Annotated in this window: 14 protein-coding genes; 7 read left to right on the plus strand and 7 right to left on the minus strand. The window is 64.0% G+C overall.

Annotated elements, in window-relative coordinates; translation table 11 throughout:
* Positions 1 to 909 carry a LysR family transcriptional regulator gene (locus AC1DMA_RS16870; RefSeq protein ID WP_478144923.1) on the plus strand — a complete coding sequence of 303 codons (909 nt, stop codon included), beginning with the start codon at positions 1 to 3 and terminating at the stop codon, positions 907 to 909.
* A 6-nt stretch (positions 910 to 915) separates the two neighbouring features.
* On the opposite strand, the gene AC1DMA_RS16875 is transcribed toward AC1DMA_RS16870, so the two are convergent.
* Positions 916 to 1,719, minus strand: coding sequence for an exodeoxyribonuclease III (locus AC1DMA_RS16875; protein WP_478144924.1), 804 nt, complete (start codon positions 1,717 to 1,719; stop codon positions 916 to 918).
* Positions 1,720 to 1,733: 14 nt separating this feature from the next.
* Here AC1DMA_RS16875 and pyrE point away from each other — a divergent pair, with 14 nt between their 5' ends.
* Together pyrE and AC1DMA_RS16885 are read left to right on the plus strand one after the other, a co-directional pair.
* Positions 1,734 to 2,417: an orotate phosphoribosyltransferase gene (gene pyrE / locus AC1DMA_RS16880; protein ID WP_478144925.1), complete on the plus strand. Its 684-nt coding sequence runs from the start codon at positions 1,734 to 1,736 to the stop codon at positions 2,415 to 2,417.
* Positions 2,418 to 2,441: 24 nt separating this feature from the next.
* Complete coding sequence (locus tag AC1DMA_RS16885) at positions 2,442 to 3,116, plus strand: DUF4124 domain-containing protein (protein WP_478128838.1); 675 nt, start codon at positions 2,442 to 2,444, stop codon at positions 3,114 to 3,116.
* A 332-nt stretch (positions 3,117 to 3,448) separates the two neighbouring features.
* Here AC1DMA_RS16885 and gatB read toward each other — a convergent pair whose 3' ends face one another.
* Genes gatB through gatC form a run of 3 tightly spaced genes read right to left on the minus strand, consistent with a single transcriptional unit; the run spans position 3,449 to position 6,738 of the window.
* Positions 3,449 to 4,936 (minus strand): Asp-tRNA(Asn)/Glu-tRNA(Gln) amidotransferase subunit GatB, encoded by a 1,488-nt coding sequence (gatB, locus tag AC1DMA_RS16890; RefSeq protein ID WP_478128837.1) that lies wholly within the window; start codon positions 4,934 to 4,936, stop codon positions 3,449 to 3,451.
* Positions 4,937 to 4,951: 15 nt separating this feature from the next.
* Positions 4,952 to 6,442 carry an Asp-tRNA(Asn)/Glu-tRNA(Gln) amidotransferase subunit GatA gene (gatA, locus tag AC1DMA_RS16895; RefSeq protein ID WP_478128836.1) on the minus strand — a complete coding sequence of 497 codons (1,491 nt, stop codon included), beginning with the start codon at positions 6,440 to 6,442 and terminating at the stop codon, positions 4,952 to 4,954.
* Positions 6,439 to 6,738, minus strand: a complete 300-nt coding sequence (gene gatC / locus AC1DMA_RS16900; protein WP_478128835.1) for an Asp-tRNA(Asn)/Glu-tRNA(Gln) amidotransferase subunit GatC — start codon at positions 6,736 to 6,738, stop codon at positions 6,439 to 6,441. The genes gatA and gatC overlap by 4 nt, the downstream gene beginning before the upstream one ends.
* Positions 6,739 to 6,968: 230 nt before the next feature.
* Here gatC and AC1DMA_RS16905 point away from each other — a divergent pair, with 230 nt between their 5' ends.
* The 4 genes from AC1DMA_RS16905 to mrdA all read left to right on the plus strand — a co-directional run bounded on the left by AC1DMA_RS16905 (position 6,969) and on the right by mrdA (position 11,644).
* Positions 6,969 to 8,012 (plus strand): rod shape-determining protein, encoded by a 1,044-nt coding sequence (locus AC1DMA_RS16905; RefSeq protein WP_028249609.1) that lies wholly within the window; start codon positions 6,969 to 6,971, stop codon positions 8,010 to 8,012.
* A gap of 74 nt (positions 8,013 to 8,086) precedes the next feature.
* The gene (gene mreC, locus AC1DMA_RS16910; protein ID WP_478128834.1) at positions 8,087 to 9,073 is read left to right on the plus strand and encodes a rod shape-determining protein MreC; all 987 of its coding nucleotides are present in this window, start codon (positions 8,087 to 8,089) and stop codon (positions 9,071 to 9,073) included.
* Entirely contained in the window at positions 9,070 to 9,591 is a 522-nt protein-coding gene (gene mreD / locus AC1DMA_RS16915; protein WP_478128833.1) for a rod shape-determining protein MreD, read from the plus strand. The genes mreC and mreD overlap by 4 nt, the downstream gene beginning before the upstream one ends.
* 76 nt (positions 9,592 to 9,667) lie before the next feature.
* A complete protein-coding gene (gene mrdA, locus AC1DMA_RS16920; RefSeq protein ID WP_478128832.1) occupies positions 9,668 to 11,644 on the plus strand; it encodes a penicillin-binding protein 2 in 1,977 nt (658 codons plus the stop codon).
* A gap of 36 nt (positions 11,645 to 11,680) precedes the next feature.
* Here the strand turns inward: mrdA and AC1DMA_RS16925 are convergent, their stop codons facing one another.
* The 3 genes from AC1DMA_RS16925 to AC1DMA_RS16935 form a co-directional block, all read right to left on the minus strand.
* Positions 11,681 to 12,439, minus strand: a complete 759-nt coding sequence (locus AC1DMA_RS16925; protein ID WP_478128831.1) for a sulfite exporter TauE/SafE family protein — start codon at positions 12,437 to 12,439, stop codon at positions 11,681 to 11,683.
* A gap of 223 nt (positions 12,440 to 12,662) precedes the next feature.
* A complete protein-coding gene (locus AC1DMA_RS16930; RefSeq protein WP_478144926.1) occupies positions 12,663 to 14,291 on the minus strand; it encodes a GMC family oxidoreductase in 1,629 nt (542 codons plus the stop codon).
* A 146-nt stretch (positions 14,292 to 14,437) separates the two neighbouring features.
* Positions 14,438 to 15,949, minus strand: a complete 1,512-nt coding sequence (locus tag AC1DMA_RS16935) for a CoA-acylating methylmalonate-semialdehyde dehydrogenase (RefSeq protein WP_478144943.1) — start codon at positions 15,947 to 15,949, stop codon at positions 14,438 to 14,440.
* Positions 15,950 to 16,108 lie beyond the last annotated feature (159 nt).

The following is a 16,108-nucleotide window of genomic DNA, read 5'->3' on the forward strand; positions in this document are numbered from 1 at the left end:
ATGAATCTGTCGGTCCGTCAGATGCGCGCCTTTCTTCATGTGGCCCGCATCGGAAACTTCACCCGAGCCGCCGAGCAAGCGCACATGACCCAGGCAGGGCTGAGCACTCTCGTGCGCGAGATGGAGCGCCAGCTCGGCTGTCGCCTGTTCGATCGCACCACGCGAATGGTGAGTCTGACGTCGGCCGGCCGCCGCTTGCTGCCGGTGGTCGAGCGCGTGGTCACCGATCTCGACGATGTCACCTCGCGGCTCGGCATCGAGGGCGATGCCGCTCGGCAGACTTTGCGCATCGCGGCAACGCCGCTGGTGTCGTCCAACCTGTTGCCGCAGGTGTTCCGTCAGTTTCGCGAGGACCACCCGTCGGTCAACCTGCGCCTCTTCGACGCCGACTTGCGCAACGTCGAAGAGCTGGTTGTCAGCGGCGAAGCGGACATGGGCCTGGGGTTTTTCTTCAAGGCGGCGCCAGAACTCGACCGGACGCCCGTGGGCCGCTTTCAGCTGATGCGCGTCGCGCCGGCCGAATCGGAGGATGTTTCGTCGACCACGGGCACGGTGTCATGGTCGGCGCTGCGTTCCGCGGAGCTGGTGGCACTGCCGCAGAACAATCCGATCCAGAGAGTCATCGACGTTCATCTCGGCGCGATCGGCCGTGCCGATGCGCAGCAGCGGCAGTCGTTCAACTTCTTCGGCACGATGATCTCGATGGTCGAGGCGGGTTTCGGAACTGCCGTGATGCCCACTTTCGCCCTCGCGGCATGCCGGCGTCACCGGGTGCGTACGGATGTGCTGGTCAAGCCGAAGGTCGGCATGGATTTCTTTCGCATCACCAAGCGCGGCGCGTACGAGAGCGAAGCGATGCGGTCATTCGGCGAAACGCTTGTCAAGGCGCTGCCGGCGCTCTCCCGATAGCCGCTGCTACAGCGCGAGGTCGTACTCGATCGTGATCGGCGCGTGATCGCTGAACTTCAGCGTCTTGAAGATCGATTCGTTGCGCGCGAGCGTGGCAATTTGCGGTGTTGCGAGGTGGTAGTCCAGCCGCCAGCCCACGTTCTTGGCATAGGCCTGCCCGCGGTTGCTCCACCACGTGTAGGCCTCTTCGGTCGTCTCGGGCTTGAGCATCCGGTAGACGTCCACGAGCCCGGCGCCTTCAGCGCCTGCGTCCAGCAGGTTGGTCATCCACGCGCGCTCTTCGGGCAGGAAGCCGCTGTTCTTCTGGTTGCCACGCCAGTTCTTCAGGTCGATTTCCTTGTGCGCGATATTGATGTCGCCGCAAAGCACGAATTCGCGCTCCCGCTTGAGCGCCACGAGATGCGGAAAGAAGCCCTTGAGGAATCGAAACTTCGCGGCTTGCCGCTCTTCGCCTGACGAGCCGCTCGGAAAGTAGCAGCTGATGATCGACAGCTTGCGTTGGGGCGTGTCGAAGCGCAATTCGAGATAGCGGCCCTCGGCGTCGAACTCGCGATCGCCCCAGCCCACGATGACGTCGCTCGGGGCATGCTTCGCATAGACCGCAGTGCCGGCGTAGCCCTTTTTCTCCGCGAAATGGAAGTAGCCCTTCAAGCCCGCCATTTCCTCGAACCTGCCTTCGATGTCGCTCGCTTGCACGCGGATTTCCTGCATGCAAATACAATCCGGCGCCAGTTCGGCCACCCAGTCGGCCACGCCTTTGGTGGCAGCCGATCGCAGGCCGTTGAGGTTGAGGCTGGTCAGTTTGAACACGAAGGACATTCCCTATGGCTGGAGAGATTGAAGAGGGCGGCGAACTGGCACAGGAGTTTGTGCAGTTCGCTCTGGAGTCGGGGGTGCTGCGCTTCGGTCAGTTCAAGACCAAGGCTGGCCGCATGAGTCCCTATTTCTTCAACGCGGGCCTGTTCGACGATGGCGCCAAGCTCGCGCGACTCGCCGGATTCTATGCAGACCGGCTGATCGCCAGCGGGCTCGAATTCGACATGATCTTCGGGCCTGCGTACAAAGGCATTCCTCTTGGCGCCACATTGGCCGCTGAACTCGCGCGCCGCGGACGCAACGTGCCGTTTGCCTATAACCGCAAGGAAGCGAAGGACCACGGCGAGGGCGGCTCGCTTGTCGGTGCGCCGCTCAAGGGGCGCGTGCTGATTGTCGACGATGTGATGTCTGCGGGTACCGCCGTGCGGGAGTCCATTGCTGCGATCCAGGCCGCCGGCGCAACCGCGCACGCGGTGGCGATCGCGCTCGATCGTCAAGAGAAGGCGACCGAGAACGGACAGGACGTGGACCACAGCGCTGTGCAATATGTACGTAATCAACTCGGACTGCACGTGATTGCGATCGCAACGCTGGACGACTTGTTACAGTACCTCTCAGGCCGCGCCGACGGCGAACTGGGCGCCCATCACCAAGCGGTGCTGGCATACAGGACCCGATACGGCGCGCGTTGATTCAACCCGCCTGAAGGACTCACGTTGGCGAGAACCTATGCACTGATTGGATTCCTGGCGCTCACGCTGGTCATTGCCGGCGAAGTCCAGGCGCAACAAGCCGGCGCAGCGCGCTCGCCGGCCGGCGGCACTGGCGGCGCCGGCAGCAATGCCGGAATCTACAGTTGCGTCGATTCGCGAGGCCACACCATCACGGCGGACCGGCCTATTCCCGACTGCATCGACCGGGAGCAGCGCGAACTGAACCCGAGTGGCACGATACGGCGCAAGGTCGAACCGACCTACACACCGCGCGAGCAGGCAGAGCGCGAAGAGCGCGAGCGCCAGGCGCAGCTCCTGGCGTCACGCCAGATCGAAGAGCGGCGGCGCGAACGTGCATTGCTGATCCGTTATCCCAATGCGGCTGCGCACAACCGAGAACGCGCCGAGGCGCTGGTGCAGATCGATGCGGTGATCCTGGCCGCCAAAAAGCGCCTCAGCGAACTGGCTGACGAGCGCAAGAGAGTCGATGAGGAACTCGAGTTCTACAAGGCCGACCCGTCCAAGGCGCCGGGCTCGATCCGGCGCAAGGCCGAAGACAACGCCCGGAGCGTCGAGGTGCAGAACCGGTTCATTGCGGAACAGGAAGAAGAGAAGAAGCGCGTCAATGCGCGCTTCGATGAAGAGTTGGCTCGGCTTAAGCCGCTTTGGAAAACGTAACTCGCCCCCAGGTTCGCGCACTTCGTGTCGCTCTCCACCCCCTGACCGGGGGCAACCCCGGTGGCCCGGCGAAGCCGGTTCCACGGGGTTCCTGTTGCTCGCCCCCAGGCTATGCGCACTTCGTGTCGCTTCGCCTACCCCCTGCCGGGGGCAACACCAGCGGCCCGGCGGAGCCGGTTCCGCGGTGTTTCTGTTGCTCGCCCCCAGGCTATGCGCACTTCGTGTCGCTTCGCCTACCCCCTACCGGGGGCAACACCAGCGGCCCGGCGGAGCCGGTTCCGCGGTGTTTCGCGAAGAAGGGCTCACGTTTTATGCGCGCCGCGGCTGACTCACTAGCCTAGCTTGGCTTTCAGGAGGGCGTTGACTTGGGCGGGGTTGGCTTTGCCCTGGCTGGCTTTCATGACTTGGCCTACGAGGGCGTTGAAGGCCTTGTCCTTGCCGGCGCGGTATTCGTCGATGTTCTTCTGGTTGGAGGCGAGGACGGTTTCGATGATTTTTTCGAGGGCGCTGGTGTCGCTCATCTGCTTCAGGCCCTTGGCTTCGATCACCGCGTCGACGTCCTGCCCCTCGCCGGTCCAGAGGGTGTCGAATACCTGGCGTGCAGCGTTGTTCGATACGGTGCCGTCGCTGATTCGCTGGATGAGTTTTGCCAGTTGCGCCGCGCTCACGGGGGCTTCGGTGATGGCGATGTCCTGCTGGTTCAGGCGGCGGGCGATTTCGCCGGTGATCCAGTTGCTGGCCAGTTTGGGTGAGGCGCCGGCGCTCGCGGCGTCGTCGAAGTAACGTGCGAGCGCCGGGCTTTGGGTGAGCTGGGTGGCGTCGTACTCGGACAGGCCGTGCGCCTGCACGTAGCGTTCGGCCATCGCGCGAGGCAATTCGGGCATCTCCGCGCGAACGCGCTCGATCCATTCGGCGGCGATCGCAAGCGGTGGAAGGTCGGGATCGGGGAAGTAGCGGTAGTCGGCCGCGTCTTCCTTGGTTCGCATGGCGCGTGTTTCGCCCGTGTCGGGGTCGAAGAGCACCGTCGCCTGCTGGATCTCGCGGCCGTCTTCGATCTCTTCGATCTGCCAGCGGATCTCGTAGTCGATCGCCTGTTGCATGAACTTGAAGCTGTTCAGGTTCTTGATCTCGCGGCGCGTGCCCAGCGGGTCGCCGGGCCTGCGGACGGAGACATTCGCGTCGCAGCGGAAGCTGCCTTCCTGCATGTTGCCGTCGCAGATACCGATCCAGGTGACGATCTTGTGCAATTCGCGTGCGTAGGCGACGGCTTCGGCGGTCGAGCGCATGTCGGGCTCGGTCACGATTTCCAGCAGCGGCGTGCCGGCGCGGTTCAGGTCGATGCCCGACTGACCGATGAAATCTTCGTGCAGCGACTTGCCCGCATCTTCCTCGAGATGGGCGCGTACCAGTCGCACCGTCTTCTTTTCATCGCCGAGGAAGAAGCTCACCGAGCCGCCCTGCACGACGGGGATCTCGAACTGGCTGATCTGATAGCCCTTGGGCAGATCGGGATAGAAGTAGTTCTTGCGCGCGAACACGCTGCGAGGCGCAATGTGCGAGCCCAGCGCCAGGCCGAGCTTGATGGCGCGTTCGACCGCGCCTTTGTTCATCACCGGAAGCGTGCCGGGCAGCGCGAGGTCGACCGCGCACGCTTGCGTGTTCGGCTCCGCGCCGAAGGCCGTCGATGCGCGGCTGAAGATCTTGGATGCGGTGGACAGTTGCGCGTGGGTCTCGAAGCCGATGATGACTTCATAGCCGCGCACCAGCGGCCCTGTCGGACGTCCGCTCTGCGCGGCTTCGAAAGTGTTGATTTCGCTCATGTCAATTCTTCGCCATCAATAGCCGGCCGGTGCGCGCTGGTGCCAGTCGGTGGCCTGCTGGAAGCGGTGTGCCGCGTTGAGCAACCGGGCCTCGTCGCAATAGTTGCCGATCAGTTGCAGGCCGACCGGCATGCCACCGTCGAAGCCGGCCGGAACGCTCATGCCGGGCAGGCCCGCCAACGATGCGGGCAGCGTGAAGATGTCTGCGAGATAGTCCGCCACGGGGTCGCCGCCATGCTCGCCGAGCTTCCAGGCGACCGTAGGTGCCGCGGGACCGACAATGACGTCGCATTGCCTGAACGCCTGCTGGAAGTCGTCCGCGATCATGCGGCGGACCTTCTGGGCTTGCAGGTAATAGGCGTCGTAATAGCCATGCGACAGCACGTAGGTGCCGATCATGATGCGCCGCTTGACTTCGTCACCAAAGCCTTCCTCGCGCGTCTTGCCGTACATGTCGGCGAGGTCGCGGTAGTCCTTGGCGCGATGGCCGAACTTGACGCCGTCGAAGCGGCTCAGGTTGCTCGATGCTTCGGCGGCCGCAATGATGTAGTAGACGGGGATGGAAAGCTCTGTGCGCGGCAGCGTGATCTCCATGCGGCGAGCGCCCAGCTTTTCGTACTCGGCGAGCGCCGATTCGATGGCTGCGCGCACACCAGGAGCGACGCCGTCGCCAAGGAATTCCTTGGGTACGCCGATGCGAAGGCCTTCAAGCGATTCGTCCAGGCGAAGCGAAAAATCTTCGGCGGGTCGATCGAGTGACGTGGAGTCGCGGTCCGGGTCGGGTCCGCACATCGCGGAGAGCAGCAGTGCGCAGTCGGCCGCCGACCTTGCCATCGGACCAGCCTGGTCGAGGCTCGAGGCAAACGCCACCATTCCATAGCGCGAAGCGCGGCCGTAGGTCGGCTTGATGCCGGTGATGCCGCAGAACGAGGCGGGCTGGCGGATCGAACCGCCGGTGTCAGTGCCCGTAGCAGCCGGCGCCAGCCGTGCCGCCACCACGGCGGCGCTGCCACCCGACGAGCCACCGGGAATGCGGGTGGGATCCCATGGATTGCGCACCGGCACCGCATGATCAAAGCCGACAGCGGGTACGGCCACGTTCTCGTTGGCCGAACCCATTGCGAATTCGTCGCAGCTCAGCTTGCCGAGCGTGACTGCGCCGGCCTCGGCGAGGCGCCGCACCACGGTGGCGTCAAAAGGCGATCGATAGCCCGAGAGGATGCGCGAGCCTGCACTCGTGGGCAGGTCGGCGGTGACGAAGATGTCCTTGTGGGCGATCGGCACGCCCGTTAGCGCGCCAGCTTGGCCGGCCGCGATCTTTGCGTCGGCGGCGCGCGCCTGGACCATGGTCACTTCTTCGTCGATGGCGACAAAGGCACCCAGTTCCTTGTGTTGCGCGATGCGTGCCAGATGCTCGGTGGCGGCTTCGACGGCGGACACCTTGCGATCGCGCAGCGCCTTGGCGAGCTCGGTCACGCTCAATTGATGCAACGGGGCGGCGCTCATTCGATCACCTTGGGGACCAGGAACAGGCCGTTCTCCACGGCCGGCGCGCTGCGCTGGTTGGCTTCGCGATTGTTGGGCTCGGTCACGGCGTCTTCGGCCAGCCGGAGGGTCACGTCCTCGATGGTCGCAACGGGGTGGGCGAGTGGCTCGACGCCGGTGGTGTCGACGGCACGCATTTGTTCGACGAGGTCGAAGAAGCCATTGATCTGGCCGCGCATGCGTTCGCTTTCATCGGGAGCCAGTTGGAGCCGCGCGAGGGACGCGATGCGCGCGATATCGGAAGTGGTGAGGGACATCGGAGAAAGAAGCCTTGGCGAACGTGAAAACGAGGCCCATGGCACCCTGTAAAAGGTGCGCCAAAACGCTAGGAGCGTCAAGGGATTCGGTTATTATCCCGCCTTTGCCGCAACCCCCCGCGACCGCGGCGGCATTTGCCGCAAAAACGTTTCAAGCCACCCCGTCAAAAACGACCCAGCAAGAGGGCGACGGCTGCCGACGCGCATGCCGTGCTCCAGAGGATTCCACAATGTTTGGAGCTTTCCGTCGGTACTTCTCTACCGACCTCGCGATCGACCTTGGCACCGCGAACACCCTGATCTTCGCTCGCAACAAGGGCATCGTCCTTGACGAGCCTTCGGTCGTCGCCATCCGCCATGAAGGCGGTCCGCACGGCAAGAAGGTGATCCAGGCGGTCGGCCGCGAAGCCAAGGCCATGCTGGGCAAGGTGCCCGGCAACATCGAAGCCATTCGCCCGATGAAGGACGGCGTGATCGCCGATTTCGTGATCACCGAGCAGATGATCAAGCAGTTCATCAAGATGGTGCACCCGCGATCGCTGCTCACGCCCAGCCCGCGCATCATCATCTGCGTGCCCTGCGGTTCGACCCAGGTCGAGCGCCGCGCCATCAAGGACGCGGCCGAAGCTGCTGGCGCCACGTCGGTCTATCTCATCGAAGAACCCATGGCCGCCGCGATCGGTGCCGGCCTGCCGGTTTCCGAAGCCAGCGGCTCGATGGTCGTCGACATCGGCGGCGGTACGACCGAAGTCGGCGTGATCTCGCTGGGCGGCATGGTCTACAAGGGCAGTGTCCGCGTCGGCGGAGACCGCTTCGACGAGGCCATCATCAATTACATCCGCCGCAATTACGGCATGCTGATCGGCGAGCCGACGGCTGAAGTCATCAAGAAGAGCATCGGCTCGGCTTTCCCTGGCTCCGAAGTCAAGGAAATGGAAGTCAAGGGCCGCAACCTCAGCGAAGGCGTGCCGCGCAGCTTCACGATCAGCAGCAACGAAGTGCTCGAAGCGCTGACCGATCCGCTCAACAACATCGTTTCCGCCGTCAAGAACGCGCTGGAGCAAACGCCTCCGGAATTGGGCGCCGACATTGCCGAGCGCGGAATGATGCTCACCGGCGGCGGCGCACTCTTGCGCGACCTCGACCGGCTGCTGGCCGAAGAGACCGGCCTGCCCGTCCTCGTGGCCGAAGATCCGCTGACTTGCGTGGTGCGAGGCTGCGGCATCGCCTTGGAACGCATGGACCGGCTCGGAAGCATCTTTACCAGCGAATAATGCGGCTGTTGCGCAAATGGCCGGCCCGCGTCTGCGCAGGGCCGGCTTTTTCAATTTAAGGCACTCTTCTCGTCATGCCGCTCGGGACGCTAGATCGCACCGCGCCGCCCTTGTTCAACCAGGGGCCTTCGGCGCTCAGCAAGCTGATCTTCTTCAGCGCGCTTGCGCTGTTCCTGATGGTGGCCGACGCGCGCTTCAACATCGTGCAGCCGGTGCGAACCGGCATCGGCGCCGTGCTTTATCCGATCCAATGGCTTGCGCTGAAGCCGGTGCAACTCGTCGCCGGTGGGGGACGCTACCTCGAAGACCTGCAGACCGCGCAAAACAACGAGGCAGAGGCGCGCAAGGCGCTCGCGCTGCAGTCGGAGCGGGCAAGCCAGGCGGACACGCTCGCCAAGGAAAATGCGCGACTGCGCGCGATGCTCGAACTGCGCCAGACCACGCAGACTCCGGGCCGGGTGGCAGAGGTGCTTTATGACACTGCCGACCCCTACACCCGCAAGCTGATCATCGACCAGGGGCTGAGCAGCGGCATCGCTGCGGGCTCACCTGTGATCGACGAGAACGGCGTGCTCGGCCAGGTCACGCAGGTGCAACCGTTCACGAGCGAGGTCACGCTGGTCATCGACCGCGACCTTTCCATTCCCGTGCAGAACACGCGCACCGGCGCCCGAAGCGTTGCCTTCGGCGATGCCAGCGCGCACGGGGGCGGACTTGAACTGCGTTTCATCGCGGCGAATGCGGATGTGCAGGAAGGCGACGTCCTCACGACCAGCGGGGTCGATGGTGTTTATCCGCCGGGGTTGCCCGTCGCCAAGATCGACCGCATCGAGCGCCGTGCCGAATCCGCCTTTGCGCGCATTCACAGTGCGCCCGTCGGACACGTGAGCTCTGCGCGCTATGTGCTCGTGCTGGCACCCGCGGGCGTGCTGGCCTTGCCGCGGCCGGCCCCCGTCGCGCCCGCAGCAGCCGCCGCCGCCAAGAAGAAGGCGGACAAGGCCGATGCCAAGGCGGACGCCAAGGCAGACAAAGGCGACAAGAAAGAGAGGCGCACGCGATGATCATGCGCCCTGGTCAACAGCAGCTGCTGCTGCCCGTCAGCCCATTGTTCATGTGGGCGAGCCTCGTCGTCGCGCTCCTGATCAACATGGTGCCGATCGGCCGGGCTGCATGGACGCCCGACCTGCTGGCACTGGTGATCGTGTTCTGGAGCGTGCATCAGCCTGCGCGCATCGGCATCGGGGCTGCTTTCGTGTTCGGCCTTCTGATGGACGTGCACCAGTCGGCCATGCTCGGGCAGCACGCGCTGTCATACACGACGCTCGGTTTCTTCGCGATCATGATCCACCGCCGGCTCCTGTGGTTTCCCGTGGTATCGCAGGCGCTGCAGGTGCTGCCGCTCTTCGCGGTGTCCCACCTCATCGAGCTCGCGATCCGGATGATCGGCGGCGGCGTGTTCCCCGGCTGGACGCTGCTGATCGCGCCGGTCATCGAGGCAGTGCTCTGGCCTTTCGTGAGCCTCCTCCTGCTGGCGCCGCAGCGCCGCGCGCCTGAACCCGACGCAAACCGGCCGCTCTAGATGAAGTTGCCTGCGCCAGTGAACTTCGAGGTGAGCAATTGCTTTCGTTCTTGCTCCCGTCTAAGCTGATCCAGTCATGACCGAAATCAGAAACGTCGCCGCCGACCTCTCGCGCTTCAAGCGCCGGGTAGTCGTGATCGGCCTCGTGGTGCTGACGTGTTTCGGCCTTCTTTGCATGCGGCTGGTCTATCTGCAGGTGGTGCGCCATGAAGATTTGGCGGAGCAGGCTGAGAGCAATCGGACCGCCATCGTTCCCGTGGTGCCCAATCGCGGCCTGATTCTGGATCGCAACGGCATCGTGCTGGCTTCGAACTATTCAGCCTATACGCTCGAAATCACGCCTTCGAAGGTCGGCAACCTCGAAGAAACCATCGACAGCCTTGGTGAGGTTCTGGAGATTTCGCCGCGCGACCGGCGCCGGTTCAAGCGCCTGCGCGAAGACTCGCGCAGTTTTGATTCGGTGCCGATTCGCACGCGCCTGAGCGACGAGGAAGTCGCCCGCTTTGCCGCGCAGCGCTATCGCTTCCCCGGCGTCGAAATCAAGGCGCGCTTGTTCCGAAACTACCCGAACGGCGAACTGGCAAGCCATGTGCTGGGCTATATCGGCCGCATCAACCAGGCCGAAAAGACGGCCATGGAAGATTGGGAGGACGAGGACCTGGCCAACTACAAGGGCACCGAGTACATCGGAAAACTCGGCATCGAACAGAGCTACGAAAAAACGCTGCACGGCCAGACCGGTGTCGAGCAGATGGAAACGTCGGCGGGCGGCCGCGCGGTGCGGCGGCTTGCGGCGCATCCCGCAACGCCGGGCAACACCGTCATGCTCTCGATCGACATCAAGCTGCAGAAGCTGGTGGAGGACATGTTCGGTGACCGGCGTGGAGCGCTGGTCGCTATCGACCCCAGGACTGGGGAAATCCTGGCTTTCGTCAGCAAGCCGACCTTCGATCCGAATCTTTTCGTGGAAGGGATCGACACCGAAAGCTGGAAGGAGCTCAGTGAGTCGATCGACAAGCCATTGCTCAATCGCGCGCTGCGGGGCACCTATCCGCCGGGCTCGACCTACAAGCCCTTCATGGCGCTGGCTGCGCTGCAGACCGGCAAACGCGGTCCGAGCGTGGTGGTCAATGACCCGGGTTATTTCAATTTTGGGGGCCACCGCTTCGGTAGTCCCGAAGGCAACATCGGCGGCGTCGACATGCGGCGCGCGATCCAACTGTCGAGCAATATCTATTTCTACTCGCTGGCCAATGAAATGGGCGTGGACCTGATCCACGATTCGATGAAGCCGCTGGGATTCGGACAGATCACCGGCATCGACATCGGCGGCGAGGTACGCGGCGTGCTGCCGAGCACCGAATGGAAGCGCAATGCCTACAAGCGCCCCGAGCAGAAGAAGTGGTATGCGGGTGAAACGATTTCGCTGGGCATCGGACAAGGCTACAACGCGTTCACGATGCTGCAATTGGCGCAGGCGACGTCCATCGTCGCGAACGGCGGCCTGAAGCACAAGCCGCATCTGGCACTCGCGGTGCGCGACACCGTGACTGGACAGGTCAAGCCCGTCGAGCAGCCGCCAGCTGAGAACATTGGCCTCACGAGCGCGAACATCGGCGTGGTGCGCGACGGCCTGGTTGCCGTTGTGACCGCCGGTACGGCACGGGGTGTGTTTGCTGGCGCTGGCTACCAGGCCGCCGGCAAGACGGGTACGGCGCAGGCCGTGACCCAGGCGCAGAACACGAAGTACAACGCCAAGGCACTTGAAGAGCACCAGCGCGATCACGCGCTCTTCATGGCCTTTGCGCCGGTGAATGATCCGAAGATCGCGGTGGCGGTCGTTGTCGAGAATGCCGGCTGGGGCGCAGGCGCGGCGGCGCCTCTTGCGCGCCGGGTATTCGATTACTGGTTGATGAATCAGTATCCGAGCGAGGCCGATCTCGCCGCCATCCAGGTCGGCAAGGCCACCGCTCCGATCGGCAAGCCGCGCGTCGCCAGCGAGGTCGCATGGCCTGCCGACGGCTCTCCCGCTCCGGCGTCAGCGGCTCCCTGAGATCGCAAGCCGACCCGCAGGCTTCAACGCGGGAGCTCAGCGCAGAAAAGCGTCGTATGCGGTTTTCAGGATGAGCACGCTCACCACCCCGATAAAAACCTTTCGGACGAAACCCGCGCCATGCTTGATCGCGACGCGAGCGCCGATCACGCTTCCAGCGACGTTCGCGACCGCCATCACCAGGCCGTAGCGCCATATCACGTGTCCCTTGAGGCCGAGCAGCAGCAGGGCGCCCAGGTTGGTCATCGTGTTCAGCAGCTTGGCCGACGCAGCCGCATTCAGAAAGTCGTAACCGAGCCAGCGCACGAAGACGAAGACGAAAAAGCTCCCGGTGCCGGGGCCGAAGAATCCGTCGTAGACCCCGAGGGTGAAGCCGATCAGCGCTGTTGCAGCCAACTCTGCTCGGCCACTGAAGTTCGGCGCATGGTGATGGCCCATGTCCTTGCGCGCGAGGGTATAGAGAAGCAGCACCACCAGAATGATGGGGAGCAGCTTGCGCAGGAAATCGCCTGGCACCACCGTCACGCCCCATGCGCCGACCAGTGCGCCGGAAAAGGCGAGGGCGGCAGCGGGAATCAAGGTGCGCCAGCGCAGCCCGACCCGATGATGAAACTGCGCAGTGGCCGCGGCTGTGCCCCAGACCGAGGCGCTCTTGTTGGTGCCGAGCAAGGTGGCCGGCGCAGCGCCAGGAAGCACGCTGAACAGTGCCGGCACCAGGATCAATCCGCCTCCGCCAACGATCGAATCGACAAAGCCCGCGAACAGCGAGGCCAGGGTGAGCACCAGAATTTCCATGAGAGGGACCAAAAGAAAAGGCGCCGACCAGCGGCGCCTTGTTCAAAAAAACGGCATCTCGTCCGGATGCCTTTTGTCGATTGTTCTGATTCTACGAAAGATGTCTCCTCGGTCCCCCGCGCACCGGGCAGGCCCGTTTGCGAGTGCCGTGACTTTATTCGGCGCACCGGTGCAGTGCATCGGGGATTACCCGTCAAACTGCAACAACTGGAAACGCTGTGAATCAGGCGTCGTTTTGACGCACCCATGCAGCCGCCTTCTCGGCCATCATCAACGTGGGGCTGTTCGTGTTGCCGCTGGTGATGGTGGGCATGGCGCCTGCGTCGACCACCCGAAGTCCTGCGACGCCGCGCACACGCAAGCGTCCGTCCAGCACCGCCATCGGGTCGCCGTCGGCGCCCATCCGGGTGGTGCCGACCGGATGGAAGATGGTGGTCGCGATATCGCCGGCGAGCCGGGCGAGCTCTTCGTCGGTTTGGTATTGCGGCCCGGGCTTCCACTCCTCGGGGCAATATTTCGCCAGGGCGGGCTGCGACGCGATGTTCCGCGTGACGCGCAGCGAATCGGCCGCGACTTTGCGGTCCTCGTCAGTGCTCAGGTAGTTGGGGGTGATGGCTGGCGCATCCTCGAAGCGCGGGCTCCTGATGTGCACGCTGCCGCGGCTGGTCGGGTTGAGGTTGCAAACACTCGCGGTGAAGGCCGGAAAGCTGTGGAGCGGCTCCCCAAAGGCGTCGAGCGAGAGCGGCTGCACGTGGAATTCGAGGTTGGGCCATTCATAGGCCGGGGAACTGCGCGTGAAGGCACCGAGCTGCGAAGGCGCCATGCTCATGGGGCCGCTTCGCTTGAAGAGATATTCCATGCCGATCTTTGCCTTGCCGTACACCGAAGAGGCCAGCACGTTGAGCGTCTCTGCGTTCTGGATCTTGTAGACCGCGCGGATCTGGAGATGGTCCTGCAGGTTGGCGCCGACGCCGGGCGCATCGAGCATCACGTCGATGCCATGCCGACGCAGAAGCTCGGCGGGTCCTATGCCGGAGAGTTGCAGGATCTGCGGTGTGCCGATGCTGCCGGCGCAAAGGAGCACTTCGCGCGTGGCATGGGCAACCACCATTTCGTGCCCATCCCACACTTGCACGCCGGTGCAGCGCGGGCTGCCGTCGCGCTGCGGCTCGAACAGGAGCCGCGACACATGCGCCCCGGTCCAGAGCTCGAAGTTCGGCCGGCCATAGCAGGTCGGGCGAAGAAACGCCTTTGCCGTGTTCCAGCGCCATCCGTTCTTCTGGTTGACCTGGAAGTAACCGACGCCCTCATTGCTGCCGCGATTGAAGTCAGTGCTGTGAGGCACGCCAGCTTGTACTGCGGCTTCGGCGAAAGCATCGAGGATGTCCCAGCGCAGGCGTTGCTTCTCCACCCGCCATTCGCCGCCGGCGCCGTGCATGTCGTCGGCTCCAAGGTAGTAATCCTCGTGCTTCTTGAAGGCGGGCAGGACATTGCTCCAGCGCCATTCGTCGTCACCCGTGATGCGCGCCCATTGGTCATAGTCGCGCGACTGGCCTCGCATGTAGATCATCCCGTTGATGCTCGACGAGCCGCCCAGCGTCTTGCCGCGCGGATAGCGCAGCGTACGGCCGTTGAGCCCCACGTCAGGCTCCGTGCTGTAGAGCCAATCCGTTCGAGGATTGCCGATGCAATACAGATAGCCCACCGGAATGTGAATCCAGTGATAGTCATCCCTCCTGCCCGCCTCGATGAGCAGCACGCGGCGTCGCTTGTCCGCGCTCAGGCGATTGGCCATGAGCGACCCGGCCGTGCCGCCGCCGATGATGATGTAGTCGAATGTGGTGTCGCTCATTGCGGCGTGCTTGTCTCAATGTAGTTGTGGTCTATACGCGGGCGCCAGTATGCGGCCGCCGCCGGGCCGCCCCAAGGCGAGCCGTGCCTCCCCCTCGGGGGGTGGAGTTACACGAAGCGAAGCGCAGTGAAAAGCCGGGGGGCCAATCATCTAGCCGTCGGCATCACGAATTCGGCCCCCTTGCCGATGCTCTCCGGCCAGCGCTGCATGATCGATTTCTGCTTCGTATAGAAGCGCACGCCTTCTTCCCCGTAGGCATGCATGTCGCCGAACAGGCTCTTCTTCCAGCCGCCGAAGCCATGCCATGCCATCGGCACCGGGATCGGCACGTTGATGCCCACCATCCCGACCTGGATGCGCCGCGAGAACTCGCGCGCCACGTTGCCGTCACGCGTGAAGCACGAGACGCCGTTGCCGAACTCATGGGCGTTGATCAGGTCGACGGCTTCCTTCAGGTCGTGCACGCGCAGGCACGAAAGCACCGGGCCGAAGATCTCTTCCTTGTAGATGCGCATGTCGGGCGTGACGTTGTCGAACAGCGTGCCGCCCATCCAGAAGCCATCGTCGCAGCCTTCGCCAGCCGCCTTGCCGCTGAAGCCGCGCCCGTCCACTACCAGCTTCGCGCCTTCCTTCTCGCCTTGGGCGATGTAGCCCGTGATGCGCTCGTGGGCAGCGCGGGTGACGATCGGCCCCATCTCCGCATCCAGCTCGGTGCCGTTCTTGATCTTCAACGTCCTGGCGCGTTCGGCAAGGAGCGGCATGATCTTGTCGGCCACACCGCCGACCAGCACCGCCACGCTGATCGCCATGCAGCGCTCGCCAGCCGACCCGTAGCCCGAACCAATCAGCGCGTCCACCGTCTGCTCGATGTCCGCATCGGGCATCACCACCATGTGGTTCTTCGCGCCGCCCAAGGCCTGCACGCGCTTGCCGTGCCGTGCGCCGGTCTCGTAGATGTAGTTGGCAATGGGCGTCGAACCGACAAAGCTGATGGCTTTGACGTCCGCATGTTCGAGCAGCGCGTCGACCGCTTCCTTGTCGCCCTGGACCACGTTGAACACGCCGTCGGGCAGTCCGGCTTCCTTGAGCAATTCGGCCATTCGCAGTGAAGGGCTCGGATCCGTCGGGCTGGGCTTGAGCACGAAGGTATTGCCCGCGGCGATGGCGACCGGGAACATCCACATCGGAACCATCACGGGAAAGTTGAAGGGCGTGATGCCGGCGACCACGCCCAGCGGCTGGCGCATCGTCCAGTTGTCGATGCCCGTGGAGACCTGATCGGTGTAGTCCCCCTTGAGAAGCTGCGGGATGCCGCACGCGAATTCGACGACGTCGATGCCTCTCGTGACTTCGCCTTGCGCGTCGGTGAAGACCTTGCCGTGCTCGGCGGTGATCAGATGAGCGAGTTCGTCCTTGTGCTTGTTGAGAAGTTCGAGGAACTTGAACATCACGCGGGCCCGGCGGATCGGCGGTGTGTCGGCCCATGCCGGGAACGCCGCCTGTGCGGCGGCTACAGCCGCGTCGACGTCGCTGCGGCCGGCCAGCGCCACAGTGCCCGTTGCCACGCCGGTCGCCGGATTGAAGACGTCCTGGCTGCGCGTAGACTTCGGCGCAGCGACGCGGCCGCCGATGTAATGATGGATGGGGGTCTTGCTCATCTGCATGACGTTCTCCTACCGGCGCCGGGCCGGCTGATTGCGTGAATGGGAAATCGACCGGAAATCGATTCAACCATTGATTGTGGCAAACGTTGGCCCCGAGTCCTGCTGCCGACTCGCGCGGTTACGATGTTGCACGCTACTGTCTTTCCCAACCAC

The sequence above is a fragment of the Variovorax sp. 05N34 genome (assembly GCF_056397405.1).